Raw genomic sequence first — 26,514 nt, forward strand, 5'->3', positions numbered from 1 at the left:
CACGCCGAATAACAGCAGTGTCGGTGCCAGACCATTATAACAAGATCATGGAGTGAGCTATGTCTGACCAGGAATACCATGGCGGCCTGAGCCGTCGAACGCTAATTAAATCATCCGCTTTGGGTTCGCTGACGTTGGCAGCCGGCGGCCTGACGTTACCTTTCAGCCTGCGCAATGCCGCCGCCGCCGTACAAGAAGCGACTCAAAGCGAGGAGCGCATCGTCTGGGGCGCCTGTTCAGTAAACTGCGGTAGCCGCTGTGCCTTGCGCTCGCACGTGCGCGATGACGAAGTGGTCTGGGTGGAAACCGATAATACCGGTGCGGATATTTATGGCGATCATCAAGTCCGCGCCTGCCTGCGCGGCCGTTCTATTCGTCGACGCATCAATCATCCAGACCGTCTTAACTACCCGATGAAACGCGTCGGTAAACGCGGCGAGGGTAAGTTTGAGCGTATTAGTTGGGAAGAAGCGCTGGATACGATTACCGATAACCTCAAAAGGGTCGTCAAAGATTACGGCAACGAAGCGGTTTATCTCAATTACGCCACCGGCATCGTCGGCGGCAATATGACCCGTTCTTCTCCTGCGGCCTCTCCCGTAAAACGCCTGATGAACTGCTACGGCGGCTCACTGAACCTTTACGGCTCATACAGCACTGCGCAGATTTCCTGCGCTATGCCCTACACCTACGGCAGTAATGACGGCAACAGCACCTCCGATATTGAAAACAGCAAACTGGTGGTGATGTTCGGCAATAACCCGGCGGAAACCCGCATGAGCGGCGGCGGCATTACTTATTACCTGGAACAGGCGCGCGAGCGTTCTAATGCGCGCATGATCGTTATTGACCCACGCTACACCGACACGGCCGCCGGGCGAGAAGATGAGTGGATCCCGATTCGCCCCGGCACCGACGCCGCGCTGGTCGCTGGGATCGCCTGGGTGCTAATTAACGAAAACCTGGTTGACCAACCGTTCCTCGATAAGTATTGCGTCGGTTACGATGAAAAAACGCTTCCGGCAGATGCTCCGGCCAATGGCCATTACAAAGCGTATATTCTCGGTGAAGGCGATGACGGCACTGCGAAAACTCCACTGTGGGCCTCAAGAATCACCGGAATTCCCGTCGATCGCATCGTCAAGCTAGCCCGGGAAATCGGCAGCGCCAAACCGGCTTATATTTGCCAGGGCTGGGGGCCGCAGCGCCAGGCCAACGGCGAGCTGGCATCCCGCGCTATCGCCATGCTAGCGATACTCACCGGCAACGTCGGTATTAACGGCGGCAACAGCGGGGGACGAGAATCTACCTATACCATCACCATTGAACGTCTGCCTGTGCTGGAGAATCCGGTTAAAACCGCCATCTCCTGCTTTAGCTGGACTGACGCCATCGATCGTGGCGCAGAGATGACCGCCACCCGCGACGGCGTGCGCGGCAAAGAAAAGCTGGATGTACCGATTAAATTCTTCTGGAACTACGCCGGCAACACCATCATCAACCAACACTCGGACATCAATAAAACCCATGAGATCCTGCAGGACGAAAGCAAGTGCGAGATGATCGTGGTTATCGAAAACTTTATGACGTCGTCAGCCAAATATGCGGATATCCTGCTGCCGGACCTGATGACCGTTGAACAGGAAGATATTATTCCCAACGACTATGCCGGTAATATGGGCTACCTCATCTTCAGTCAACCGGTCACTTCAGCCAAGTTTGAACGCAAGCCTATCTACTGGATCCTCTGTGAAATAGCGAAACGCTTAGGCGATGATGTTTATCAGAAATTTACCGAAGGCCGCACCCAGGAGCAGTGGTTACAGTATTTGTATGAAAAAATGCAGGCAAAAGACCCAGGGCTCCCGAGCTACGACGAATTGAAAAAGATGGGGATTTACAAACGTAAAGATCCCAACGGCCACTTTGTCGCCTATCGCGACTTCCGTGAAGACCCTGTCGCTAATCCGTTAAAAACCCCGTCGGGTAAAATCGAGATTTACTCCAGTCGTCTGGCGGATATCGCCGCCAAATGGCAGTTGGAAAAAGACGAGACCATCAGTCCGCTGCCGGTCTACGCCTCCACCTTCGAAGGTTGGGATGACCCGCTGCGCGAGAAATTCCCACTGCAAATGTTCGGCTTCCACTACAAAGCGCGCACTCACTCCAGCTACGGCAACGTTGACGTATTGCAGGCTGCCTGCCGTCAGGAGGTCTGGCTTAACCCACTGGATGCTGAAAAACGGGGAATCAAAAATGGCGATACGGTGCGCGTATTCAACGCTCGCGGCGAGTTGCGTATCCCGGCAAAAGTGACGCCGCGAATCATGCCCGGCGTGTCGGCAATGGGCCAGGGAGCCTGGCATGATGCCGATATGAACGGTGACCGCGTCGATCACGGGTCCTGCATCAATACGATAACCACGCACCGCCCTTCACCGCTGGCGAAAGGCAATCCGCAGCACACCAATCTGGTCGAAATCGAGAAGGTTTAAGGAGTAAACCATGAAAACTCAGTATGGATTTTTTATCGATTCCGCCCGCTGTACTGGCTGCAAAACCTGCGAGCTGGCCTGTAAGGATTATAAAAACCTAACACCAGAGGTAAGCTTTCGCCGCATTTACGAGTATGCGGGCGGCGACTGGCAGGAAGACAACGGCGTGTGGAATCAAAACGTCTTCGCCTATTACCTCTCCATCGCCTGCAACCACTGCGAAGACCCTGCCTGCACGAAGGTGTGCCCAAGCGGAGCAATGCACAAGCGCGATGACGGATTTGTCGTCGTTGATGAAGAGGTGTGCATCGGCTGCCGCTACTGCCATATGGCCTGTCCGTACGGTGCGCCGCAGTACAATGCGGAAAAAGGTCATATGACTAAGTGTGATGGTTGCTACGACCGGGTTGCCGAAGGCAACAAGCCGATTTGCGTCGAATCCTGTCCGCTGCGGGCGCTCGATTTTGGCCCTGTAGAAGAACTGCGCAAAAAGCATGGTCAGCTTGCCGCCGTTGCGCCGCTGCCGTCAGCGCATTTTACCCGACCGGGTATCGTCATCAAACCAAACACCAACGCGCGTCCTTGCGGCGATACTACCGGTTATCTAGCCAATCCACAGGAGGTGTAAAATGGGAAATGGATGGCATGAATGGCCGCTGGTACTGTTTACGGTGCTGGGGCAAAGCGTCGCCGGAGCCATTATCGTTAGCGGGCTCGGCTGGCTATCGCTGAATAACAACTCCGAGGCCAGGGAGCGCCTGGTACGTTGTATGTTTTTTATCTGGCTGCTGATGGGAATTGGCTTTCTGGCGTCAGTCATCCACCTCGGTTCACCGCTGCGGGCATTTAACTCGCTTAACCGTGTAGGCTCATCGGCATTGAGTAATGAAATTGCCAGCGGCGCGCTGTTCTTCGCCGTGGGCGGTTTCTGGTGGTTGCTGACGATTCTCGGGAAAATGCCAAAGATTCTGGCAAAAGCCTGGCTACTGCTCACCATGCTGCTCGGCTGCCTGTTTGTCCTTGAAATGACCCTGGTGTATCAAATTGATACCGTGCCGACCTGGTATAATGGCTACACGACTGCCGCATTTTTCCTGACGATGGTACTCTGCGGTCCGCTTTTCGCTGCCCTGCTGCTGCGTATCGCTAACGTGCCCTTTAACGGTACCGTTTTCGCTTCCATGAGCGCACTCGCACTGTTAGCAAGCCTGGCGGTAGTCATTTTGCAGAACACAGAACTGGCGGAGATCCACAGCTCCGTGCAGCAGGCCAGCACCCTGCTGCCAAATTATGGCTGGCTACAAATACTGCGTTTAGTCCTTGTGACCCTGGGCCTCGGCTGCTGGATCTGCCCGCTGGCGAGACGGAAAACCCCGCGCATTGCCAGCTTGCTGCTTGGGCTAATTCTGGTATTGCTCGGCGAGTTTATCGGCCGCGGCCTGTTTTATGGTCTGCATATGACCGTCGGTACGGCGATTGCCGGTTAATGAATTAAGGAATAAGTATGATGCAACCGCAAGACCGCGACGCTATCGCACTCAGCGCCCGCACGCTGGGCGCGCTGTTTTCTTTTGCTCCGGACAGCGAGCAGGCAGCTCCGCTCGTTGCCGCTCTGCGCGACGGAAGCTGGCAGAATCAGTGGCCATGGGCGGTAGCTGACAGCCTGGCGGCGCAGTTCGTTATTGATGACAATGAACCGCTACCTGATGCCTGGCAACGGCTGTTTATCGGCCCGTGGGCGCTGCCCGCGCCGCCGTGGGGCTCGGTCTGGCTGGATAAAGAAAGCGTGCTGTTTGGCGACTCAACCCTGGCGCTGCGCGAGTGGATGCGCGCGAATGGCATTCGCCTGGCGGAACAGCGTTCTGAGCCAGAAGATCACTTCGGCACTTTGCTGCTGTTGGCCGCCTGGCTCTGCGAGACCGGGCAGGACGAGGCATTTACCCAGCTCCTTGCCTGGCATCTTCTTCCGTGGTCAGGCCGCTTTCTGAGCGTATTTATCGCCGATGCAGGTCATTCTTTTTATCGGGCACTCGGTCAGCTGGCGCAAGTGACGCTGGCGCAATGGCAGGCGCAATTGCCCTGCGCCGTCGCGGAGAAACCCCTCTATCGGTAACGCCTTACGACATGCCCGTCTGGCGGGCATGTTTTAATTGTGACAATGTCACTTTTCATACCCATTCGCACTTATAGCTTTTGCGTATATTCTTATTCCTGGTAAAAATAAGCCCTATTTCCCATCACTCGAATCCGCTGATGCATCGTCTTCATACTTACCCTGATGTACAGGTTATGTTTCGCCGTCTGGCGATCGCTATGCTGGTCGGCGTTTTTGCCGCCCTTGCCGTTGCCCTGTTTCGCCATGCGATGGCGGGCCTGGAAAGCCTGTTTCTGAGCAACGACAGCGGAAGCCTGGTGAATGCCGCCGAATCAATGCCAGGATGGCGTCGGCTGTTAACGCCCGCGCTGGGCGGCCTGGCCGCAGGAACTCTGCTTTGGCTCTGGCAGCGCCGCACGGTTGAGCGCCCCCATGCGCCAACTGATTATATGGAAGCCCTTGAGACCGGCGACGGCGTTTTTGACACGCCTGCCAGCCTGGTGAAGTCGCTCGCCTCCCTGCTGGTGGTCACCACCGGCAGCGCCATAGGCCGCGAAGGAGCAATGATCCTGCTGGCGGCGCTGGCCGCTTCGCTATTCGCCCGCCGCTTTACGCCAAAAGAAGAATGGAAACTGTGGGTCGCCTGCGGTGCTGCTGCCGGGATGGCCAGTGCTTATCACGCTCCGCTGGCCGGAAGCCTGTTTATTGCCGAGATCTTATTCGGCACTCTAATGCTGGCATCGCTTGGCCCGGTGGTGATCGCCGCAGTCGTCGCCCTGCTGCTGACCAATCTGATGAACGGAAACTCGACTCCGCTGTATCACGTTGAATTCCACGAAACCCTTCGCACGACCCATTATGCGCTGATGCTGGCTACGGGCCTGCTGGCCGGTCTGTGCGGGCCGTTGTTTATCTGGCTGATGGGCTATAGCCATCAGTGCTTTATCCGGCTGCGCCTTTCGCCTCCGTGGCAACTGGCACTGGGTGGAATTATCGTCGGCCTGCTGTCGCTAATCACTCCGGCAGTCTGGGGAAACGGCTACAGCGTGGTGCAAAGCTATCTCCTGTCGCCGCCTCTATTTAGCGCGGTCATTATCGTATTTATCTGCAAGCTGCTCGCCGTGCTGGCCAGCAGCGGCTCCGGCGCGCCGGGCGGGGTCTTTACGCCGACGCTATTTGTAGGTCTGGGGATCGGTATGCTGTTCGCCAGCCTGACGGGACTGTGGCTGCATGATTACCAGGAGATCGCGATAATGATTGGTTTGACCGGCATGGCGGCGTTTCTGGCGGCCACAACCCACGCACCGATTATGTCAACGCTGATGATATGTGAAATGACCGGACAGTACGTTTTACTGCCCGGTTTATTGATTGCCAGCGTACTGGCGTCGGTGCTATCGCGGACGTTACGCCGGGATTCTATCTACCGCCATCACCTCGCCGAGCATCGATAAGTCAATATACTGGCTCAGTTCGCGCTGTTCGGCGCGCGGTAAATAAGGCAGCTCGCCGATAAGCGGCGCGGGCAGTTTTTTGCTTAGTACGTCGATGATTTCAGCATAGTGCGCCAACCCCGGATTGATGCGGTTGGCAATCCAGCCAATCAGCGGCAGACCGTCATTGGCGATAGCCTGCGCGGTCAGCAAGGCGTGGTTAATGCAACCTTCCTGAATACCCACCACCATCAATACCGGTAGCTGTTCCTGCACTACCCACTCGGAAAGCGGGCGCAGATCGTTCATCAGGCTGCGCCAGCCGCCGGTGCCTTCGACTACCACGTGATCGACCTGGCCACTCAGGCGCAGGAGACCATCCGACAACAGGCCGTAGTTGATCGGGCAACTATGCGCCACGCTGCTTTCATCTTCGCTTAACGCGATGGGATTGACAGCATCATACGGTAACGCCAACGATGACACGCTCTGTAAAACCAGCGCGTCTTTGTTCCGCAGTCCGTCTGGCGTCTCTTTGCTGCCCTTCGCCACAGGCTTGTACCCGGCGACGCTTTTGCCGCTGGCAGCCAGTGCCTGCAACAGCGCACGGGAAACCACTGTCTTCCCGACAGCAGTGTCAGTACCTGTTATGAAGAAACGCTTAAACATCACTAACCCCACAGTTATGTTGATGAAATATACGGGAGAGAAATAATCAACTGTGGAAAAAGTCTACGCGATGCGGCCAGAGGCCAGCTTGAGATAGCGCAATTTTTGGTGTGAATATGAAAAAATGTTAACCCTGTAACAGTCGTATCAGCAACGATCCGTTATAGAGGGCATCCTTGACCAGAGCCGCGCCGGCCATCGTTCCCCGGTTAGAAAACTGAGTGCTTTCTACCGCAATATGGCGGCTGTAGGCCGGTAAGGACTGTTGTCGAATACAATCAGAAATTGCCGGAAACAGAATGTCCGCCGCCAGGTTGAAGGGGGAGCCAATAAGGATTTTCTGCGGGTTAAAGAGGTTAACCATGATGGCCAGAATTCGCCCGACGTGGTTCCCGACGCCGCTGATAATATCCCGCGCCAGCAAATCCCCCTGCAGCGCGGCCTGACACAGCCACTCGACGCTTAACGGCTGCTGGTGCAGCATGGAGCTCATTGATTTGGCCATTCGCACCTGCGCCAGCTCCAGCACGCTTTCCACGCTGGCGATAGTTTCAAGACAGCCATGGTTACCGCAATAACAGCGTTTTCCGTAAGGGTCGACCTGCGTGTGACCGATTTCGACCAGGCTGCTGCTGCCCGCGTGCAGCAGACGACCATCGGTGATCACCCCCGCGCCCACGTTATGGTCGATAACGACCTGAATCACATCCCGCGCGCCCCTTGACGCGCCAAATAGCGATTCGGCCATGGTCCAGGCGCTGATGTCATGCTGAATATAGACCGAGACGCCGGTATGATTGGCTAAAATCTCGCCAAGCGGCATATCCTTAACGTCTTCATAAAAAGGCATCCGGTGGATAATGCCGTTCTCAGTGTCAATAATCCCCGGCATGGTAACGGCGATGGCGGTTAACCGCTCCAGCTTCTTTTGGTGACGAATAAAAAACTGATCAACATGGTCAAGTAGCCTTGTCGTAAAGGGCTGAACGTGCTGTAGAGCCAGTTCAAGCTGCTCTTCCACCACCAGCGCGCTGCTTAAATCTCTTAGCGCGAGGTGAATCTCACCGCGATTAATACGAATCGAAAGATAGTGCCAGGCTTCCGTTTCGACCATCAATCCCACGGCAGGCCTTCCCCGGCTCCCCGGCTCCTGGATTTCCGTCTCCTGGACCAGATGCGCTTCCAGCATTTCGCGAACAATTTTGGTGATACTGGCAGGCGCCAACTGCGCGAAGCGCGAGAGATCGATGCGCGACACCGGGCCAAGCTGATCAATCAGGCGGTAAACCGCACCCGCGTTGGTCTGCTTAATTTGATCGATATGGCCTGGCTGACTATCCGCTACCACCGTTGACTCCCTTTATTTTCGCGCTTCGAAATAAACTGAGGGCTATGGTGAAGCACTTCAACGGTACTCGTCAAATTTTTACTTAGCCTTGTGATTTACCGCACATTTTTAAGCGTTTTTTGTCTCAAATAACCAATGCGGCACTGGCAAGGAGCGACTCACGAAAACGCTGGGCCGCCTGCCCCTGTTCGTGATGCTTCGACCACACCAGCCACATTTCCGATACCGCATCCTGCTCGTCGATGGGCAACCAACGCATTTCCGATAGCTGTACTCGCCGAAATGAAGCGGGCAAGATTGACACACCAAGCCCGGCCGCCACCAGTCCGATGATAGTCATCGCTTCCCCTACCTCCTGAGTAATGACCGGCGTCAGGCCGTAGCGGCGCATTAAACCCAAAATATCGTCGTACAATCCAGTACCTACATGAGGGTCGAAGAACACAAACGGCTCCCTCGCCAGTTCACGCAGGCTGACGCTCGACTGATTAGCTAACGGATGATCGCGGGGCACCATCGCCAGCAGCGGTTCACGCAGCACTCTCTCCCAGACCAGCGTATCCGGTAGTTGGGTATTACGCATCAGCCCCAGATCCAGCGCCCCCTCGTTCAGCGGCACAATCTGTTCGCGAGTGTTGGTTTCCCGTGTCTGGATGTGTACATCAGGATAGCGGCGGCGAAAAGTCGACAGCGTATCGGATACCGCCTTAATAAAGGGGGCTGATGAAGTAAAACCAATGCGCAGTTCGCCGGTTTCACCATGATGCAGACGAGCCGCCCGCGCGGCGGCATCATCTACCTGCGAGAGGATCTGTCGACTATCGGCCAGAAACTGCCTCCCCGCCTCCGTCAGGCTGACGCTGCGGTTAGTACGGGCAAAAAGGCGCGCGCCGATTTGCTGTTCAAGGATTTGAATTTGCTGACTAAGCGGTGGCTGGGAGATATTCAATCGCGCCGCCGCATGACCAAAATGGAGTTCTTCAGCCACGGCAATAAAGTAGCGCAGATGACGCAGTTCAATATTCATATTTAAAACGTCTTATTTGAGATTATTAATATATTAGACAGAATATTTACATTTTCATACCCTTAATAAGTGGCCGGTAAGGTCACTTAACTCTCTGTTTATCAGCAAGGATTTTTCCGTGAGTCGTACAACTACCGTTGACACCGTTCCGGCAAGCGACGTCAGCGACACCATCGCTCCTCAGCCAAACCAGTTTATCAAGCGCGGTACCCCACAATTTATTCGTGTGACCCTTGCCCTCTTCTCTGCCGGGCTGGCGACCTTTGCGTTGCTCTATTGTGTACAGCCGATACTGCCGGTGCTATCCAGTGAATTCGGCGTCTCTCCGGCCAGCAGCAGTATTTCGCTGTCGATTTCTACGGCCATGCTGGCGGTCGGCCTGCTGTTTACCGGGCCGCTGTCCGACGCCATTGGCCGCAAACAGGTGATGGTGACCGCGCTGGTGCTGGCTTCCTGCTGCTCCCTGCTATCAACAATGATGTCCAGCTGGCATGGGATCCTGATCATGCGTGCGCTAATTGGTCTGTCATTAAGCGGCGTGGCGGCGGTCGGCATGACCTATCTGAGCGAGGAGATCCACCCCAGCGTGGTGGCATTCTCAATGGGACTGTATATCAGCGGTAACTCCATTGGCGGCATGAGCGGCCGTCTGCTGACCGGGGTATTCACTGACTTTTTTGGCTGGCGTATTGCGCTGGCGGTGATTAGCGGCTTTGCCCTTGCGGCGGCGCTGATGTTCTGGCGCATCCTGCCGGAGTCGCGCCACTTCCGCCCGACATCGCTGCGCCCCAAATCGCTGCTAATCAACTTCCGTTTGCACTGGCGCGACCGCGGGCTGCCGCTGCTGTTCCTTGAAGGCTTTCTGTTAATGGGGTCGTTTGTCACCCTGTTTAACTACATCGGCTATCGTCTGATGCTTTCTCCGTGGTCACTTAGCCAGGCGGTGGTGGGCCTGCTGTCGGTGGCCTATTTGACCGGGACCTGGAGCTCGCCGAAAGCTGGCGCGATGACCGTTCGTTACGGTCGCGGCCCGGTGATGCTGTTCTCCACGGCGGTGATGCTTGGCGGACTACTGCTGACGCTCTTCTCTTCCCTATGGCTTATTTTTGTTGGCATGCTGCTGTTTTCGGCAGGTTTCTTCGCCGCACACTCGGTAGCCAGTAGTTGGATTGGCCCACGTGCTCGTCGCGCCCGTGGCCAGGCCTCGTCACTCTATTTATTCAGCTACTATCTGGGCTCCAGCATGGCGGGGACATTAGGGGGTGTTTTCTGGCATAACTACGGCTGGAACGGCGTTGGCGGGTTTATCGCGCTAATGTTGATGGCAGCACTGCTTACCGGCACATGTTTACACAAGCGCCTGAAATAACGCTCTTTAACGTGGCCTGAATGGGCCACGTTATTCACCACATTCCCAGTACTGACGACATGCCCATCAGTTCCCTGACGGCGTCAATGGAAAGCAGTGCGATAAATAGCCAGGTAAACGGATTCATAAATCACCCCGCATCAGCGGCCTGTGCCTGTATTGAGTTTAGCCACAGGTTAGAGAAAGAATCTGCTATTTTGCGCACATCTGGATTATTTCGACCCAAACATAAAATACGCAACCGATTAAACAATACATTATGCTGGTTTTGTCGGTTAAAGACGTTTAAGGTCGCGCAAGCCTGATTATTTCAGCATTCCTGCCCAGGCTGAGATAAGCAAAAGCAGCGCCATCGTTCGCTGAAAACCAACCAGAAAGCCATCAGCATGATCCCTACCAGATCTTCCCGGCGTTGTCTGGAAGATTTGTGCAGGAAGGATCCGCATCTCTCGACCCCATCGGCGTATCAGGATAGTGTAGAGGCCGACGAATAACTTCTTTTGTTCACTTGCAACAGGCCAGAGTGTAAACATGACGGAAAACAAAAACTATCATCAGCTTACTCGCACCTTCCAGCGTCTTTCACGCTTCTCGCATCTCTCCGCCATCGCCGGTTGGGATATGTTCGCCATGATGCCCCCCGGAGGCAGCACGGCCCGCAGCGAAGCGCTGGCGGAGCTTGGCGTTTTGCAACATCAGATTCTGACTGACAAAAAAGTGGGAGAATGGCTGAAAAATGCCCTTCAGGAAGAGCTAAACGACGTCGAGCAGGCCAATTTGCGAGAAATGACCCGCCAGTACGAGCAGGCGGCGCTGCTGCCTGAAAGCCTCGTGGAAGCCAAATCGCTGGCAGGTAGCCGCTGCGAGCACGCCTGGCGCAGCCAGCGCCCGGCTAACGACTGGCAAGGTTTTGCCGAAAACCTACGTGAAGTGGTCACGCTCAGCCGCGAAGAGGCGCAAATCCGTGCCGCAGCCAAAGGCTGTTCCCGCTATGACGCGCTGCTGGATATTTTTGAACCGGATATGACCAGCGCGCGGCTGGACGTCCTGTTCGCCGACCTCAAATCCTGGCTTCCTTCCTTACTGGCTAACGTGGTTGAGAAGCAGGCGCAGGCACCGCTTATCGAGCCTCAAGGACCGTTCCCGATCGCCGACCAGCGCGAGCTTGGGCTTGAGGCTATGCGCGTGTTGGGATTTGATTTTGACGGCGGACGCCTTGATATCAGCGCTCATCCGTTCTGCGGCGGCGTACCTCAGGATGTCCGTATCACCACCCGCTACAACGAAAACGACCTGCTCAGCGCGCTATTTGGCGTGATTCATGAAACTGGCCACGCGCGCTACGAACAGAATTTGCCGCGTAACTGGATCGATCAGCCTATCGCCCTCGCCCGTTCAACGGCAATCCATGAATCACAAAGCCTGTTTTTTGAAATGCAGTTGGGCCGTAGCGAGGCATTCCTGCAACGGCTGCTGCCAACGGTACGCCAGTACTTTGGTGAGCAACCGGCCTTCAATCGCGACAACTTCATTGCGTGGAACCAGCGAGTCAAGCCGGGGTTTATCCGCGTTGACGCCGATGAAGTGAGCTATCCGGCACACGTGATTCTGCGCTACGAAATCGAACGTGCGTTGATCGATGGCGATATCGAAGTGGAGGATATTCCGGCGCTGTGGGATGAAAAAATGCAGCACTGGCTGGGTCTTTCCACCACCGGTAACTACCGTGATGGCTGTATGCAGGATATCCACTGGACCGACGGCGGCTTTGGCTACTTCCCGTCATATACGCTGGGCGCCATGTATGCCGCACAGCTGATGGCTTCCGCCAAACGGGCACTACCGCAGTTGGAAAGCGACATCGCCAACGGCAACTTTAGCGCCCTGTTCGACTGGCTGCGGCAGAATATCTGGCAGCACGGTAGCCGTTTTACCACCTCGCAGTTGATTCAACACGCGACCGGAGAAGACCTTAACAGCGACTTTTTCCGCCAGCACCTCACCTCGCGTTATCTGTAAATCACGGGCGTCGGGCCAGTTCCGACGCCCTGTTCCCTCTTTGTCGCCGTGGGTTGTACATACGGTTACACGCCGATACCAAACACTCACGGAAACCTCGATAAGACAAGCATATAGTTCTTTCAACGGCCCCGCAGTGGGGTTGAAACAAGAAACCTTTTCGAGGATATCAGAATGAAAAAAGTATTAGCTCTGGTCGTTGCCGCTGCTATGGGTCTGTCTTCTGTTGCTTTTGCTGCCGACGCTGCCACTACTACCGCTCCAGCTCCGGCTGCTGCAACTCACAGCACCACCGCTAAAGCAACTCACCACAAGAAACACCACAAAGCCGCTGCTAAACCGGCCGCAGAGCAGAAAGCTCAGGCTGCCAAAAAGCACCACAAAGCTGCCGCTAAACCCGCAGTAGCCCAGAAAGCTCAGGCCGCTAAAAAACACCACAAAGCTGCTGCTAATCCCGCTGTAGCCCAGAAAGCTCAGGCGGCCAAAAAACACCACAAAACCACCAAACATCATACCGCTAAACCAGCTGCACAACCGGCTGCTTAATCTCCCAGATTAGGTTGTTTGATATGATACCGGCGCTGCTTCAGCGCCGTTTTTTTCTGGAGAGCACCATGCTGCGGCGCTATCGTTTTGAGCTCATCCTGATCCTGCTGATTATCTGCGCGCTAGTCGCCAGCCGTTTTTTTCTCTATTAAAGCGTGAGTTGCCAGAGGTTATATCCCAGACCATAGAGCGCCAGAAGCAACAGAAATAACGCCGAGACCATCGTCAATCGTTTAGCGTAATGCGCCGTTAGCCAACGACGAATCGCCAGGATATAGAGTGAGAGCACGCTCAGGTCGATAATCACCCAGACCGCCGTCAATAGCCCCAGACTGAAGCCGAGAGTGTCGGTGACATGGATAAACTGCGGAAAAAAAGCAGCAAAAAAGAGAATATCTTTGGGATTGCTTAGTGCGGTCGCAAATCCAGCCATCACTCCGCTGCGCTTTTTAGCGACCAGTTGCATATTAGCATCCTCACGCAGCATTCCAATTGCCAGCAGAATGATATAGAGCGATCCGACAACCGCCAGCAGCATCAGTGCTCGCGGGTTCAGAGCCACCAAACCGGTCAGCATCGCGGCAGCGATCGCCAACAACACCAGAGACGCCAGATTCCCGCCAATCATCGTGCGCACTGCGCTGGAATAGCCTTCACGCGCTGCCGCCCCGGTCACTAATAAAACCACCGGTCCGGGCGTGGCTATCAGCGCCAGCACCGTCAGGCAGTAGGCCATCAACAATGAATAATCCATCCACTAAACTCACTATAGGATAATAAAGATCCTATTTTCTTTCTTGATTTCAGAGTTGAAAAACGACTAATAGTGAGCTTGAATGTGAGTTTTACTCATAGTAGAAAACAATTAACGATGTCCATGCCTCCGCTCTACGCCCTACGCGCTTTTGAAACCGCCGCTCGACTTGGTTCGTTTAGTAAAGCCGCCGCTGCGCTGCACGTTACGCCAGGGGCCGTCAGTCGCCACGTCAGCACGCTGGAAGCGTGGTTTGAATGTCAGCTTTTTATTCGCCATGGGCCAAAGGTCATGCTGACCGATGCCGGATACCAGTTGGCGAAAGCGCTGGAAGAGAGTTTTATGTCGATTGAACGGGCTTGTCAGGCTCTGCGTCGTCAGGCGGGAAAGCTGCGGCTGAAAGCACCGTCGACGCTCACAATGCGCTGGCTACTGGACGTCCTGCAGCAGTTTCGCCAGCAGCATCAGCGCCCGGAAGTCGAAATGAGTAGCCTGTGGATGGACCGCGACAGCGTCGATTTCGCTCAGGAGCCTTTCGACTGCGCGATTCTCCTGGGAGAGGGTCATTTCGGTGACAATAACGTTTGTCACCTGCTGTTCGCAGAATGGCTGATCCCACTTTGCACACCGAGCATGCGGCACAAAGCCAGACAAGATTTGACTGCCTGTACGCTGATTCATCCATCAACCGACCGACGGGACTGGCGGCGCTGGCTCCAGTATTACGACCAGCTCGCGCCCAATATTGCTCAGGGCATCGTCTTCGATACCCTTGAGCAAGGCACGATGGCGGCAATGAGCGGCCACGGCGTCAGCATTGGCGATCTGCTGCTGAATCTGCCCGCGATCCGCGCGGGACTTCTGGCCTTGCCCTTCTCAACGGCTATCGCGACCGGTGAAGGCTACTATCTGGTATGGCCGAAAAACACCCTCAGCCCGCAGCCTATCGCCTTACTCCTTGACTTTTTAAATCAGCATATTCCCGGCCCGTTGCCTGACGATATTATCCGTCAGGGACAGGAACCCGAATTACAGAACGTGGACCGCGGTAACCAACAGATAGCCCGTGGCACCCCAGATCATCGCTGAGACCAGCGAAACGTAGACCAATGCGCGAATACCTTGTTTAGACATAGACCCTCCCGTGCTTCGGGTGTTAGAAATTGCAGACATCATCGCCGGGATAACATCTCTATTAGCTCAACAAGGTAGTAGCAATAACAACGTTTACGGTGAGAAAATGTTTCGCTTTGAAAGTAATTGATAAACAGGTAAAGAAGTGCGTTTTTCTTGTGAAGATATTTCATTTTTGCCCTGTTCTGGCGGTTTTTGCTCTGTGCTCCCTTGAGAAAAAACTGAAGCGAAAGTCATTTTTCGACTCCTCGCCTGATGTACGTTCGGATACACGATTTATGTTGCGTCCATCGCCCTTTTCTGCGGAAATAGCGCCGCAGGAAATCGACGTTAACCGGTTGAAATTACATCATTCCGCCGATAAAAATGGCCGATTTTCTCTGATAAAGCCTGCCGTCTGGCTTAATTAAAATTATTCTTAACTTTCATAAACTTAAATCTGCTGCTACTTTCAATATACATAATTAACTCCCCAGAGAGTGATATGCGTAGAGACGTTCTGTTATTACTGTGTTCAATTTGCCTGGTTCCTCCGCTTGTCCAGGCTGATGATGATGGCATGAGTGCAAAAGATATTAAGACGCTGTTTTTTGGTCATGACGATCGTAAACCGGTGAGCAATCCCGCAGACGATCCCTGGGATGCCATTGGACAACTGGAAACCGCCAGCGGTAATCTCTGTACCGCCACGCTTATCTCCCCCAACCTGGCGCTCACCGCCGGGCACTGCCTGCTTACGCCGCCTAAAGGCAAGCCGGATAAACCGGTCGCCCTGCGCTTTATCTCACGCAAAGGCGGCTGGGTGTATGAGATCCATGGTATTGAAGGTCGCGTAGATCCTTCGCTGGGCAAAAGGCTAAAGGCCGACGGCGATGGCTGGATAGTCCCGAGCGCCGCTGCGCCGTGGGATTTTGGACTTATCGTCTTACGCTACGCCCCGTCCGGAATTACACCGGTACCGATTTTTAACGGCAGCAAGGCCGATCTGACCGCCGCACTAAAAACCGTGGAACGTAAAGTGACGCAGTCAGGCTATCCGGAAGATCATCTGGATAATCTCTACACTCATGAGGATTGCGTGGTAACCGGCTGGGCGCAGACGTCAGTGCTCTCCCATCAATGCGATACGCTGCCAGGCGATAGCGGTTCGCCTCTGCTGTTAAAGACCGCCGACGGCTGGCAGGTCATTGCGGTGCAGAGTTCGGCTCCGGGGCCAAAAGATCGCTGGCGGGCGGACAACCGCGCCATCTCCGTGACCGGTTTTCGCGATAAGCTGGAAGCGCTGGCCGCCCAGTAAACGGTCAGCCCTGCTGCTGGCGCAGCTGTAATAACGAGGCGACGGGCATCGGTTCGCTAAAATAGAATCCCTGTAATCTGTCGCATCCCGCTCGCCGCAGCAACGCCAGCTGTTGTTGATTCTCAACGCCTTCCGCCACCACCGTAATGCCTAACGCTCCGGCAATACGTACGGTGCCACGAACCAGCTCCGCCGCCTGGGTATCAACATCCACCAGCCCGGCCAGTGATTTATCGATTTTCAGACTGTCAAAGCTGAAGCTGCGTAAATAGCCGATGCTGGAGTATCCGGTGCCAAAATCATCCAGCGCCACCGCAATCCCCAGCGATTTTAAGTTTTCAATCGCCGCCCTGGCACGGTTGGGATTCTCCAGTACGTAGCTTTCAGTGACCTCAAGCTGTAGCCGACGGGCCGGGAAATGGCAGCGCCCCAACACCTGTACCACCCGCGACTCAAATTCCGGGTCGCGAAACTGCGCCGGTGAAATATTCACCGATAGCAGCAGGTCGCCTAATGGCTGCAGGTCGCTACAGGCACGATGGAGAACAAACTGGCCAAGCGCGTAGATCAAACCGCTGCTTTCAGCGATACCGATAAAAGCGTCCGGCGGCAGCGCACCCTGCGGGCGTCGTGGCCAGCGCAGCAACGCTTCCACACCTTCCATAACCAGCGTATCGGCGTTAACAATCGGCTGATACCAGACATCGAACTCATCGTTTTCCAGTCCCTGACGAATGCCGTTTTCGATATTGAGCTGATACTGCCGCGCGTCACTGAGCGCTTCGTCATACCAGGTCGTGCGCCCTTTCCCGGTTTTTTTCGAATGGTACATGGCAATATCGGCGCGACGAAAAAGCTCGGTGCTGGAACAGCTTACAGGAACGCCGCTGGCGATACCGATGCTGGCGCTGATATAGATTTTTCGCTCACTCAGCGTAACGGGTGCCTTCAAGAGTTCCAACACCGCCCAGGCAAAGGCCGATGCCTGATTCACCGCCTGTTCGCCGCTGACCGTCATCGCGAACTCGTCACCGCCCATACGCGCCAGCATCCCGCCGGGTGGAACACGCTCCCGCAGCTCTTTGGCGATATGGGTAATCAGCGCATCGCCAACATCGTGGCCGTAGTTATCATTAACATCTTTAAAACCGTCGAGATCGATAAACACTACGCTTTGCGTTTGATACTGCGAATTTTCACAAACCTGATTCAGCCGCTCGATTAGCGCCCGGCGGTTAGGCAAGCGGCTAAGCCAGTCGGTCATGGCGATATTGCGCGCCAGCTTTTCACCGCGCGCTAGCTTGTAAAGCCCCAGACTGCTAAACAGAATAAACAGCAGGATCAGCCCAGCCGCTACCGCAGCAATTAGCCGAATACTGTTCGATGCCGCCCGCGATGCCTCCGCACCGGGAAGTCCAGGCTGCCAGCTCAGGTAACCCACGATTTCTCCGGCATGAGTACGCAGCGGAATACTGTATTCACCGCCGGTGGGAGTGACGTGCAAATTGCGAATCTGAAAGGTATCACCAAGGCGTTCGAGCATTTGCGGGTTAATGTGCCGGGTAATCACCAGATAGCGGCGGGTATCATCATGCACCTGCAGGCGTCCAACCGTTGGGCGAATCAGGCCAATACCGATAAACGCAATACCGACGCGGGTGCGGGTGATGCCCGCATAAGCGCTTTTACCGCTGCGCAGCGCAGCGGCATGCTGCGAGATGAGTGTATGAAAACCCTTGCCTAAAAATTCCGTATCCTGCTCGGTAAAACTCTGGCTACGAAATGATCCCCACAAAACGTGATAGTGCTGGTCCAGCACGAAAGTGCCATCATAAAGATTGTTGATTTTAAAACCCGATCCCCATGAATTATAAAGCCATTGAGAATCGAGCTTCTCCGCATAGGTCTGATGAACCGCATCATCCCAGATGGAGTTATCCATCACCAACGACTGCACGCGGTTGACCGAGGTCTGCACCGCGCCATCCACCGATAGCACAGAGCGATGTTTATCAATTTCGTTCGCTTTCTGGCCAATCAGATGCTGGGAAAGGTAGAGCAGAAAAATAACGGACACGATTAAGCCGATCCCGGCAAGGAAGATCATGATGGAAAGCGTTCTGGCGGAGGGAATATTGCGCCAACCTAACGAGTGAATCATGTTCTGCCCTCATCATGGCCGGTCAGGAGATACGCCGAACTGGCTCTTTTTTAAGAGTAATACAGAGGGCAGAATTTGCCGCCTGCATTCACAGGCGGCATCACATCAGGCGAGTTTAATTAGCACCATGCCAACGACCAAAAGCAACAAACCGGCCCAGCCTTTATGGTTCAGACGCTGGCCAAACAGTATCCAACCGGCGGCAATGGTCGCCGCGATACCGAAACCGCCCCACAGTGCATAGGCCACCGACAGGTCAATCCCCTTAACCGCCTGCGAAAGCGCGCTAAATGCGCCAAGGACCGCCACCAAGGACATCACGCCGTAGAATTTACGCCGGAAGCCGTCGGAAAACTTCAGAAAAACGTTGGCGATAATTTCCAGCACAATCGCCAGCGCCAGCCAGGCGGCATGGATCCACTCAAACTGTTGCATGAGCCGTCTCCTTGCCCGGTTTCACCGCTTTCTTCGTTCCGGATTTGATCAATACAATCCCGGCAACCAGGGTGACCAGACCTGCGATTTTTATCGTCGACAGCGTCTCATCGAACAGCAGGACGCTGAAAATAGTGATCAGTAAAATACCGATCCCTTCCCACAGGGCGTAGGCCACGCCAAGGGCGATTTTTTTCACCGCGAAAGCCAGAAAAATATAAGAAAGCGCAATCATTACCAGCATTAAAATAAAACCAGCATGCCCACCGCTGACGCTTGCCCATTTCATCGACAGGGTGCCGGTAATTTCAGCAACGATAGCTAAAGCTAATAAAATCCAATAAAACATGATCCCTTCTCCTGCTTGAGAATATAATCCATTACGGCTTACAGCGAAGTAAACCGGAAAAATTCTGACGTTATTTTAGCCGTGCGCAGCGCGCCAGCTCAGGCAGAGAGAAGAAGACTATAGCGCCGAGCGCCAGTGCTGCTCGCCAAGGAAGCGGGAGTTGAAGAGGGATACTGCAGGGTGATGAGAAATATACATCCTGAACTGATTGTCCATAAAATTACAATTATCCGCGGTATTGCTTCTCGTCATTTGCGGATGAAAATTGTCCTCAGTAGTTATACACAAGCAGATTTGTACCATAACGCTACATTTAACTCAAAGTCTTTGCAGTTCTTTACCTCGGATATTTGATTTTGATTAGCTTTTTCTGATCCCGTTCGCCATTATGATCCCACTCTATCAATTATAAATAAGCGGGCCGTTTTTTTCTTTTTAGCAGATACGCAGCGTTGAGACGCCGACTTTGCCAGCGTCTACAATGAATTCACATTAGACTCAATTTTTCTCGCAGGGAGCGGTATGGCCAAACCCATTATCACGCTTAACGCCTTAAAGATAGTCATCATGCTCGGCATGCTGGTTATCATTCTCACCGGCATTCGCTTCGCGGCGGATATCATCGTTCCTTTTGTTCTGGCGCTATTCCTGGCGGTGGTCATCAACCCGTTGGTTCAGCTTATGGTGCGCTGCCGGGTACCGCGGGTGCTGGCTATTTCTCTGCTGGTTGGTCTGATTGTCCTGCTGGCCGTTGTGCTGCTGGCCTCTCTCGGCACCTCGCTTAACGAACTGGCGCGCACCCTGCCGCAGTATCGCAATTATCTCTATGAACCGATGCAGACCATTGCGCCGTGGTTACAGCGCTTTGGTTTTACCGTGTCGGTGGTTGAGCTGAATAAGTATATTGATCCCAATGCGGTGATGACGCTGGTCACCAGCCTGCTGACGCAGCTTTCTAACGCCATGTCCTCTATCTTCCTGCTGCTGCTGACGGTGGTGTTTATGCTGCTTGAGGTCCCGCAGCTTCCCGTCAAGCTGCAACAGCTGATGTCCCGACCGGTGGAAGGCATGGGGGCAATTCAGCGCGCACTGGATAGCGTCTCCCACTACCTGGTGTTAAAAACCGCCATTAGCCTGGTAACCGGCCTGGTGGTCTGGGGGATGCTGGTGCTGCTGGATGTGCGTTTTGCCTTTATGTGGGGGCTACTGGCTTTTGCGCTCAACTACATTCCCAACATTGGTTCAGTTCTCGCGGCGATCCCGCCTATTTTGCAGGTGTTGGTTTTTGGCGGTCTGTACGACGCGCTGGTGGTTCTGGCGGGCTATCTGGTCATTAATCTGGTGTTCGGCAATATCCTTGAACCGCGCATTATGGGCCGTGGCCTGGGGCTATCGACGCTGGTGGTCTTCCTGTCATTGATTTTCTGGGGCTGGCTGCTGGGGCCGGTAGGTATGCTGCTCTCAGTGCCGCTGACGATTATCGTCAAAATCGCCCTCGAGCAGACGGTCGCCGGGCAAAGCATTGCCTTTCTGCTGAGTGACCTGAGTAAAAACTAACGACATTTCCCCGGAGGCGATGCTGGCGCATCTGTCCGGGCTACCAGCCCGCAGACGGCGGTGAATCCGTAGCCCGGTCAGCGCAGCGCCACCGGGTTCTTTTTATACACATCCTCCATACCTGTAGACCAATCATTCATTTTCATTATTGATCGCCATCACATCTCTCACCCGCCAATCATTACTCTTACGCTAACAATTCGCCGTCAGCGTTAATTGATGCCTGCCACGTCGGGACGCACACTTACTCCCACACCAGGACAATCAAAACGATTTGTCGAATCAGGAGGTTAACAATGAGTGCCGAACAAACGACCGGACGGGTCTGGAACCGTCGCCGGACGGAAAAACAGCGGCGACTGGCCGAGGCTAAGATCTCAGGTAAAGTCATTCCCACCGACCAGCTGGTTGCGGTTCTGGAACATTTGCTGGCTCCCGGCGACCGTGTGGTGCTGGAAGGCAACAACCAGAAACAGGCCGATTTTCTCTCGCGGATGCTGGCGGAAGTCAACCCGCAAAAAATCCACGACCTGCACATGATTATGCCAAGCGTCGGGCGCAGCGAGCACCTGGATCTCTTCGAAAAAGGCATCGCCCGCAAACTTGATTTCTCTTTCTCCGGCACCCAAAGCCTGCGTATTTCGCAGTTGCTGGAAGATGGCCTGCTGGAAATTGGCGCGATCCACACCTATATCGAGCTCTACTCCCGTCTGTACGTCGACCTGTCGCCGAACGTCGCCCTGATCGCCGGTTTCAAAGCCGACCGCAAAGGTAATCTCTACACCGGGGCAAGTACCGAAGATACTCCGGCGCTGGTTGAAGCCGCCGCCTTCCATGACGGTATCGTCATTGCGCAGGTCAACGAGCTGGTTGACGACGAATGCGACCTGCCGCGCGTCGATATCCCCGGTTCGTGGATTGACTACGTCGTTGTCGCCGACAAACCGTTCTTTATCGAACCTCTGTTTACCCGCGACCCGCGCCTGATCAAACAGGAACATATCCTGATGGCGATGATGGCGATCAAAGGCATCTACGCCGAGCATCAGGTGCAATCGCTAAACCACGGTATCGGCTTTAACACCGCCGCCATCGAACTGCTGCTGCCTACCTACGGCGAGCAGCTCGGCCTGAAGGGCAAAATCTGTAAACACTGGACCCTGAACCCGCATCCGACGCTGATCCCGGCCATTGAGAGCGGCTGGGTAGAGAGCGTGCACTGCTTCGGCGGCGAACTGGGGATGGAAGAGTACATCCGCGCCCGCCCTGACGTGTTCTTTACCGGCGCAGATGGCTCCATGCGCTCTAACCGCGCCTTCTGCCAGCTGGCAGGCCAGTACGCGGTGGATATGTTTATCGGCTCGACGCTCCAGGTGGATGGCTACGCCAACTCCTCAACCGTCACCCGTGGGCGTCTTTCCGGCTTCGGCGGTGCGCCGAATATGGGCCATGACCCGCACGGTCGTCGTCACGCCACCCCGGCCTGGCTGAATATGATTACCGAACCGGACCCAATGCAGCGCGGCAAAAAGCTGGTGGTGCAGATGGTGGAAACCTTCCAGGCGGGCGTTAAACCAACCTTCGTAGAAAAACTGGATGCTATTGAAGTGGCGAAAACCTCCGGAATGCCGCTGGCGCCAGTAATGATTTACGGCGATGACGTCACCCACGTGCTGACCGAAGAAGGCATCGCTTATCTCTATCGCGCGGAAAGTCTTGAGGAGCGCCGGGCGATGGTCGCAGCGGTGGCCGGGATCACCGATATCGGCCTCGGCGTTGACGCCAAACGCGTGGCCGAACTGCGCCGCAGCGGAAAAGTGGTGTACCCGGAAGATATCGGTATTCGCCGTAGCGACGCCACCCGTTCGTTGCTGGCCGCTGGCAGCGTCGCCGACCTGGTTGAATGGTCCGACGGCCTGTACAACCCACCGGCAAAATTCCGGAGCTGGTAATGAAAAACCTCTCTCCCCAACTCGCAGAAACCCGGGCCCGGCGTCTGGCGCAAATCGCCAGCGACTGCCTGATCGACGAAGCGCGCCTTAGCCCGAAACCGGGCCTGGTTGATAGCCGTGGCAACGGCGCGCATCAGGACCTGAATCTGGCGCTAATGGAGCGCTCAGCCCACAGCCTGACACCGACTTTTCACGCGCTGGCACAGCAAAGCTGGCTGCGCCCGGTTGATATCGCCCTGCGCGAGACCGTTGGTCGTCTGGGTCGTGAAGGCGAAGCGCAGATGATGCAAGCGACGGCGGGGGTCAACACCCATCGCGGCGCTATCTGGGCCCTTGGCCTGCTGGTCAGCGCAACGGCCATGCTGGGGGGAAAAGGTCATTCACAGAGAATCGCGGAAACTGCCGCCGCCCTCGCCCGCTTGCCGGATACCTGCGCGCCGAAGACCTTCAGTAAAGGTCTGCGCGCCAGCCGCCGCTGGCAGGTGCCGGGTGCGCGTGAAGAGGCGCAGTGCGCTTTTCCGCACATCACCACCCTGGCGCTGCCGCAGCTACTGCACAGCCGGGCGCAGGGGGCCAGCGAAGAGCAGGCCCGCCTGGACGCGCTGATGGCGATTATGACGTCGCTTAGCGATACCTGCGTGCTCTCCCGCGCCGGAATGGCGGGACTTGACGCCATGCAGCAAGGCGCGGCCGAGGTACTGACCGCCGGAGGATGTGCGACAGCTACGGGCCGGGCCGCTCTGGCGCAACTTGATGCCCAGATGCTGGCGCAGAACGCCTCGCCGGGTGGCGCGGCTGACCTGCTCGCCGCCACCCTGTTTCTCGACCGGGTTTCCGCCTAACGCATTCAGAGGATGTTATGGAACAGATTAAATTGTCATTTCCTGCCAACCGCGCCCTCAGCGGCAAAGCGCTGGCAGGCGTTGTAGGCTCCGGCGATATGGAAGTGCTCTATACCGCAGGACAGAGCAACACACTCAACGTAGAAATCACCACCTCGGTGGACAACAGCCAGGCGCGCTGGAACGCGCTGTTCGACCGCCTGAACCTGGTTAACGGCCTGCCCGGCGGGCTGCTGGTTATCCACGATTTCGGTGCCACGCCGGGCGTGGCGCGCATCCGCATTGAACAGGTTTTTGAGGAGGTGGCTCATGCGTAACGATCGTAGCTTTATTGAACTGCGCGCCCGCGAACGCGCCCGCACCCTGCTGGACGGCGGCAGCTATCGCGAGCTGCTCGACCCGTTCGAAGGCATCATGTCGCCGTGGCTGGGCGCGCAGGGTATCGTCCCGCAGTCCGATGACGGCATGGTCGTCGCGAAAGGCACCATTAACGGTCAACCCGCGGTGGTGATCGCCATCGAAGGCACCTTCCAGGGCGGCAGCATGGGCGAAGTCTCCGGCGCGAAAATGGCCGCCGCGCTCGAGCTGGCGGCGGAAGATAACCGCAACGGTATCCCCACCCAGGCGGTACTGTGTCTGGAGACCGGCGGCGTGCGTCTGCAGGAGGCCAATCTGGGCCTTGCCGCCATCGCCGATATTCACGCCGCGATTGTCGACCTCCGTCGCTACACCCCGGTGGTCGGTATTATCACCGGCACCGTCGGCTGCTTCGGTGGGATGTCCATCGCCGCAGCGCTGTGCAGCTACCTGATTGTCACTCGCGAAGCGCGTCTGGGCCTCAACGGACCACAGGTTATCGAACAGGAAGCAGGCATTGAAGAGTATGACTCCCGCGACCGTCCGTTTATCTGGAGCATGACCGGCGGCGAAATTCGCTACGCCAGCGGCCTGGTGGATGCGCTGGTGGGCGACGGCGTCAACGCGGTGAAAACGGCGATGAACGAAGCGATTGCCCAGGGCGTACCGACCCAGCATCGCAGCGACAAATATGATGATTTCCTGACCCGTTTGACCCACTTCGATACCCGCCAGCAAGCGGATACCGCGCAGATCAAACAGCTATTCGCCCGGGAGGAGAAATAATGAGTCAGTTCACTAATCGCGCCGCGCTGTGGCTAAACCAGCTGGCACCGAATGCCCCGCTGATGAGCGGTCTGTGCCCGTCAGTACAGGTTGCCGATGCCGATTTTAACGGCGAATCCGTACGTTTTATCGCCGTGGTGCCGGATGCGAATAACCACTACCCGCGCGCCGCTCAGGGTGAAGTCGGTCTGCTCGAAGGCTGGACGCTGGCGAAAGTGGTTAACGAAACTATCGACGCCGATGCGGATAACCCGGTGAAGCGCCCGATTATTGCGGTTATTGATGTGCCAAGCCAGGCCTATGGTCGTCGTGAAGAGGCCTTCGGTATTCACCAGGCGCTGGCTGGGGCGGCTGGCGCTTATGCCAAAGCGCGTCTTGCTGGTCACCCGGTGATAGGCCTGATTGTCGGCAAAGCGATGTCCGGGGCGTTTCTGGCCCACGGCTACCAGGCCAACCGCCTGATCGCCTTTAACGACAGCGGCGTGCTGGTTCATGCGATGGGCAAAGAGTCTGCCGCGCGGATCACCCTGCGTACCGTTGAGGCGCTGGAGAAACTGGCGGCAACTATTCCGCCGATGGCCTATGACGTCAGCAACTACGCAACGCTCGGCCTGCTCTCCGCCCTGCTCGACATCAGCAATCCGGATGCCCCTGACGCCCGCGACCTGACGCTGGTCACCACCACCCTGCGCGACGCCATCGCTGACGCCCGCCAGGATGCCACGCTGAAGTGCCGCCTGGGTGCGGAGAACCGTCGTAGTTCCCAACAGGTGCGCGATCGCATGCGCGCCAGCTGGTAGTCAGTCCCTAAGTAGAAGAAAACCTGCCGGAAGCGGCCGCCTGAGGCGCTCATTGAGCGCCTCAGGAAGGGACTGCTTTTAGAAATTATAACAATCGCGCCAGTACTCTATTCCATTTACAGGTGATTTATGACTTATGTGATTATTCATGCCCTCGCGCCGATTTTTGTCATCATGCTACTGGGCTTCTGGGCCGGTAAGGCCAAAATGGTCGATAACAAAAACGTCTCGCTGCTCAACATTTTCGTGATGGACTTCGCCCTGCCCGCGACGCTGTTTAGCGCCACGGTACAGACCCCGTGGAGCGGGATTGTCGCTCAATCGCCGCTGGTGCTGGTGCTCACCGGCGCGATGTGGATCACCTATGCGGCTATCTATTTTCTCGCCACCAACGTCTTCAAGCGTTCGCCGCAGGATGCCGCCGTGCTGACCCTGACCGTGGCGCTGCCTAACTACGCCGCGCTCGGCCTGCCGATTCTTGGCAGCGTGCTCGGCGAAGGTGCGTCAACCTCGCTCTCGGTCGCCGTGTCTATTGCCTGCGGTTCGGTACTGATGACGCCTTTCTGCCTGTTGATTCTGGAACGTGAAAAAGCGCGTGCCGCTGGAGAAAATAGCGGTTCAACGCTGGCGATGCTGCCGATACTGATGTGGCGTTCGGTGAAAAAACCGATTGTCTGGGGCCCGCTGCTGGGGGTGGTACTTTCCGCCATCGGTATCAAAATGCCGGACCTGCTGCTGGCCTCGATCAAACCGCTGGGCCTGGCGGCGACCGCCGCAGCACTGTTCCTGACCGGGGTGATTCTGTCGGCGCGTAAGCTGCAGCTCAATACGCTGATCGCCACCTCCACTATCGTTAAACTGCTGGTGCAGCCGTTTATCGCCTGGGGTCTGGTGATGCTGCTGGGCCTGCACGGTTCGATCGCCATTACCGCCATTCTGATGATTGCCCTGGCGGCCGGTTTCTTCGGCGTGGTGTTCGGCAACCGCTTTGGCGTACAGTCGCCGGATGCGGAAGCGGTGCTGCTGTTAAGCTCGGTTCTGTGTATCCTGTCGCTGCCGCTGTTTATCACTTTAACTTCGGGGATCTAA

The 26,514-nt window shown here is 55.8% G+C and carries 26 protein-coding genes and 1 pseudogene; 18 read left to right on the top strand and 9 right to left on the bottom strand.

Going from position 1 to position 26,514, the window contains the following annotated elements; genetic code table 11:
• The first annotated feature begins 59 nt into the window (after positions 1-59).
• From ynfE to clcB, 5 genes are all read left to right on the top strand, one after another.
• Complete coding sequence (ynfE, locus tag FN082_RS20375) at positions 60-2,495, top strand: selenate/tellurate reductase subunit YnfE (protein ID WP_142982255.1); 2,436 nt, start codon at positions 60-62, stop codon at positions 2,493-2,495.
• A gap of 10 nt (positions 2,496-2,505) precedes the next feature.
• Positions 2,506-3,123 (top strand): DMSO/selenate family reductase complex B subunit, encoded by a 618-nt coding sequence (locus FN082_RS20380; RefSeq protein ID WP_142982256.1) that lies wholly within the window; start codon positions 2,506-2,508, stop codon positions 3,121-3,123.
• Between the two features lies 1 nt (position 3,124).
• Positions 3,125-3,982, top strand: a complete 858-nt coding sequence (locus FN082_RS20385; RefSeq protein WP_139539984.1) for a DmsC/YnfH family molybdoenzyme membrane anchor subunit — start codon at positions 3,125-3,127, stop codon at positions 3,980-3,982.
• A 17-nt stretch (positions 3,983-3,999) separates the two neighbouring features.
• Positions 4,000-4,608 carry a Tat proofreading chaperone DmsD gene (gene dmsD / locus FN082_RS20390; protein WP_142982257.1) on the top strand — a complete coding sequence of 203 codons (609 nt, stop codon included), beginning with the start codon at positions 4,000-4,002 and terminating at the stop codon, positions 4,606-4,608.
• 140 nt (positions 4,609-4,748) lie between these two features.
• Positions 4,749-6,044: a voltage-gated ClC-type chloride channel ClcB gene (gene clcB, locus FN082_RS20395; protein WP_139539986.1), complete on the top strand. Its 1,296-nt coding sequence runs from the start codon at positions 4,749-4,751 to the stop codon at positions 6,042-6,044.
• Here clcB and bioD read toward each other — a convergent pair.
• From bioD to FN082_RS20410, 3 genes are all read right to left on the bottom strand, one after another.
• A complete protein-coding gene (gene bioD / locus FN082_RS20400; RefSeq protein ID WP_139539987.1) occupies positions 5,997-6,692 on the bottom strand; it encodes a dethiobiotin synthase in 696 nt (231 codons plus the stop codon). The two genes, clcB and bioD, sit on opposite strands and share 48 nt — an antisense overlap.
• Positions 6,693-6,819: 127 nt before the next feature.
• On the bottom strand, positions 6,820-8,040 hold the full coding sequence (gene mlc / locus FN082_RS20405) for a sugar metabolism global transcriptional regulator Mlc (RefSeq protein WP_142982258.1): 1,221 nt from the start codon (positions 8,038-8,040) through the stop codon (positions 6,820-6,822).
• 124 nt (positions 8,041-8,164) lie between these two features.
• Positions 8,165-9,067: a LysR family transcriptional regulator gene (locus FN082_RS20410; protein WP_139539989.1), complete on the bottom strand. Its 903-nt coding sequence runs from the start codon at positions 9,065-9,067 to the stop codon at positions 8,165-8,167.
• 118 nt (positions 9,068-9,185) lie between these two features.
• Between FN082_RS20410 and FN082_RS20415 the strand changes: the two genes are divergently transcribed.
• Positions 9,186-10,436 (top strand): MFS transporter, encoded by a 1,251-nt coding sequence (locus FN082_RS20415; protein WP_139539990.1) that lies wholly within the window; start codon positions 9,186-9,188, stop codon positions 10,434-10,436.
• 34 nt (positions 10,437-10,470) lie between these two features.
• Here FN082_RS20415 and FN082_RS30245 read toward each other — a convergent pair whose 3' ends face one another.
• Positions 10,471-10,563: a KPN_01571 family protein gene (locus FN082_RS30245; RefSeq protein WP_235891606.1), complete on the bottom strand. Its 93-nt coding sequence runs from the start codon at positions 10,561-10,563 to the stop codon at positions 10,471-10,473.
• Between the two features lie 404 nt (positions 10,564-10,967).
• On the opposite strand from FN082_RS30245, the gene FN082_RS20420 reads away from it, so the two are divergent.
• From FN082_RS20420 to ydgU, 3 genes are all read left to right on the top strand, one after another.
• Positions 10,968-12,455 (top strand): carboxypeptidase M32, encoded by a 1,488-nt coding sequence (locus tag FN082_RS20420; RefSeq protein ID WP_142463113.1) that lies wholly within the window; start codon positions 10,968-10,970, stop codon positions 12,453-12,455.
• Positions 12,456-12,629: 174 nt separating this feature from the next.
• Entirely contained in the window at positions 12,630-13,001 is a 372-nt protein-coding gene (gene asr / locus FN082_RS20425; protein WP_142982259.1) for an acid resistance repetitive basic protein Asr, read from the top strand.
• A 23-nt stretch (positions 13,002-13,024) separates the two neighbouring features.
• The gene (gene ydgU / locus FN082_RS30350) at positions 13,025-13,153 is read left to right on the top strand and encodes a small membrane protein YdgU (protein ID WP_139539993.1); all 129 of its coding nucleotides are present in this window, start codon (positions 13,025-13,027) and stop codon (positions 13,151-13,153) included.
• On the opposite strand, the gene FN082_RS20435 is transcribed toward ydgU, so the two are convergent.
• On the bottom strand, positions 13,150-13,755 hold the full coding sequence (locus FN082_RS20435) for a LysE family translocator (protein ID WP_142982260.1): 606 nt from the start codon (positions 13,753-13,755) through the stop codon (positions 13,150-13,152). The two genes, ydgU and FN082_RS20435, sit on opposite strands and share 4 nt — an antisense overlap.
• A 117-nt stretch (positions 13,756-13,872) precedes the next feature.
• On the opposite strand from FN082_RS20435, the pseudogene FN082_RS20440 reads away from it, so the two are divergent.
• Positions 13,873-14,811: pseudogene (locus FN082_RS20440) on the top strand (LysR substrate-binding domain-containing protein); the annotation flags it as partial.
• Between the two features lie 171 nt (positions 14,812-14,982).
• Here the strand turns inward: FN082_RS20440 and FN082_RS30010 are convergent.
• Positions 14,983-15,126, bottom strand: a complete 144-nt coding sequence (locus FN082_RS30010) for a hypothetical protein (RefSeq protein ID WP_185932137.1) — start codon at positions 15,124-15,126, stop codon at positions 14,983-14,985.
• Between the two features lie 247 nt (positions 15,127-15,373).
• Here FN082_RS30010 and FN082_RS20445 point away from each other — a divergent pair, with 247 nt between their 5' ends.
• Complete coding sequence (locus FN082_RS20445; protein WP_185931882.1) at positions 15,374-16,186, top strand: trypsin-like serine peptidase; 813 nt, start codon at positions 15,374-15,376, stop codon at positions 16,184-16,186.
• Positions 16,187-16,190: 4 nt separating this feature from the next.
• On the opposite strand, the gene FN082_RS20450 is transcribed toward FN082_RS20445, so the two are convergent.
• The 3 genes from FN082_RS20450 to mdtJ form a co-directional block, all read right to left on the bottom strand.
• Positions 16,191-18,347, bottom strand: a complete 2,157-nt coding sequence (locus FN082_RS20450) for a putative bifunctional diguanylate cyclase/phosphodiesterase (protein WP_142982262.1) — start codon at positions 18,345-18,347, stop codon at positions 16,191-16,193.
• Between the two features lie 105 nt (positions 18,348-18,452).
• Entirely contained in the window at positions 18,453-18,782 is a 330-nt protein-coding gene (gene mdtI, locus FN082_RS20455; protein ID WP_139539998.1) for a multidrug/spermidine efflux SMR transporter subunit MdtI, read from the bottom strand.
• Complete coding sequence (mdtJ, locus tag FN082_RS20460; protein ID WP_139539999.1) at positions 18,769-19,131, bottom strand: multidrug/spermidine efflux SMR transporter subunit MdtJ; 363 nt, start codon at positions 19,129-19,131, stop codon at positions 18,769-18,771. Before mdtJ ends, mdtI begins: the two co-directional genes overlap by 14 nt.
• A gap of 522 nt (positions 19,132-19,653) precedes the next feature.
• Between mdtJ and FN082_RS20470 the strand changes: the two genes are divergently transcribed.
• From FN082_RS20470 to FN082_RS20500, 7 genes are all read left to right on the top strand, one after another.
• On the top strand, positions 19,654-20,688 hold the full coding sequence (locus tag FN082_RS20470) for an AI-2E family transporter (protein ID WP_142982263.1): 1,035 nt from the start codon (positions 19,654-19,656) through the stop codon (positions 20,686-20,688).
• A 296-nt stretch (positions 20,689-20,984) separates the two neighbouring features.
• On the top strand, positions 20,985-22,640 hold the full coding sequence (gene mdcA / locus FN082_RS20475) for a malonate decarboxylase subunit alpha (RefSeq protein ID WP_142467289.1): 1,656 nt from the start codon (positions 20,985-20,987) through the stop codon (positions 22,638-22,640).
• Entirely contained in the window at positions 22,640-23,482 is an 843-nt protein-coding gene (locus FN082_RS20480; protein ID WP_142463106.1) for a triphosphoribosyl-dephospho-CoA synthase, read from the top strand. Before mdcA ends, FN082_RS20480 begins: the two co-directional genes overlap by 1 nt.
• Before the next feature lie 17 nt (positions 23,483-23,499).
• On the top strand, positions 23,500-23,799 hold the full coding sequence (gene mdcC / locus FN082_RS20485) for a malonate decarboxylase acyl carrier protein (RefSeq protein ID WP_139540003.1): 300 nt from the start codon (positions 23,500-23,502) through the stop codon (positions 23,797-23,799).
• On the top strand, positions 23,792-24,625 hold the full coding sequence (locus FN082_RS20490; RefSeq protein WP_139540004.1) for a biotin-independent malonate decarboxylase subunit beta: 834 nt from the start codon (positions 23,792-23,794) through the stop codon (positions 24,623-24,625). The genes mdcC and FN082_RS20490 overlap by 8 nt, the downstream gene beginning before the upstream one ends.
• A complete protein-coding gene (gene mdcE, locus FN082_RS20495; protein ID WP_142463103.1) occupies positions 24,625-25,425 on the top strand; it encodes a biotin-independent malonate decarboxylase subunit gamma in 801 nt (266 codons plus the stop codon). Before FN082_RS20490 ends, mdcE begins: the two co-directional genes overlap by 1 nt.
• A 129-nt stretch (positions 25,426-25,554) precedes the next feature.
• Complete coding sequence (locus tag FN082_RS20500) at positions 25,555-26,514, top strand: AEC family transporter (protein WP_139540006.1); 960 nt, start codon at positions 25,555-25,557, stop codon at positions 26,512-26,514.

Source organism: Klebsiella spallanzanii (assembly GCF_902158555.1).
Lineage (GTDB): Bacteria > Pseudomonadota > Gammaproteobacteria > Enterobacterales > Enterobacteriaceae > Klebsiella > Klebsiella spallanzanii.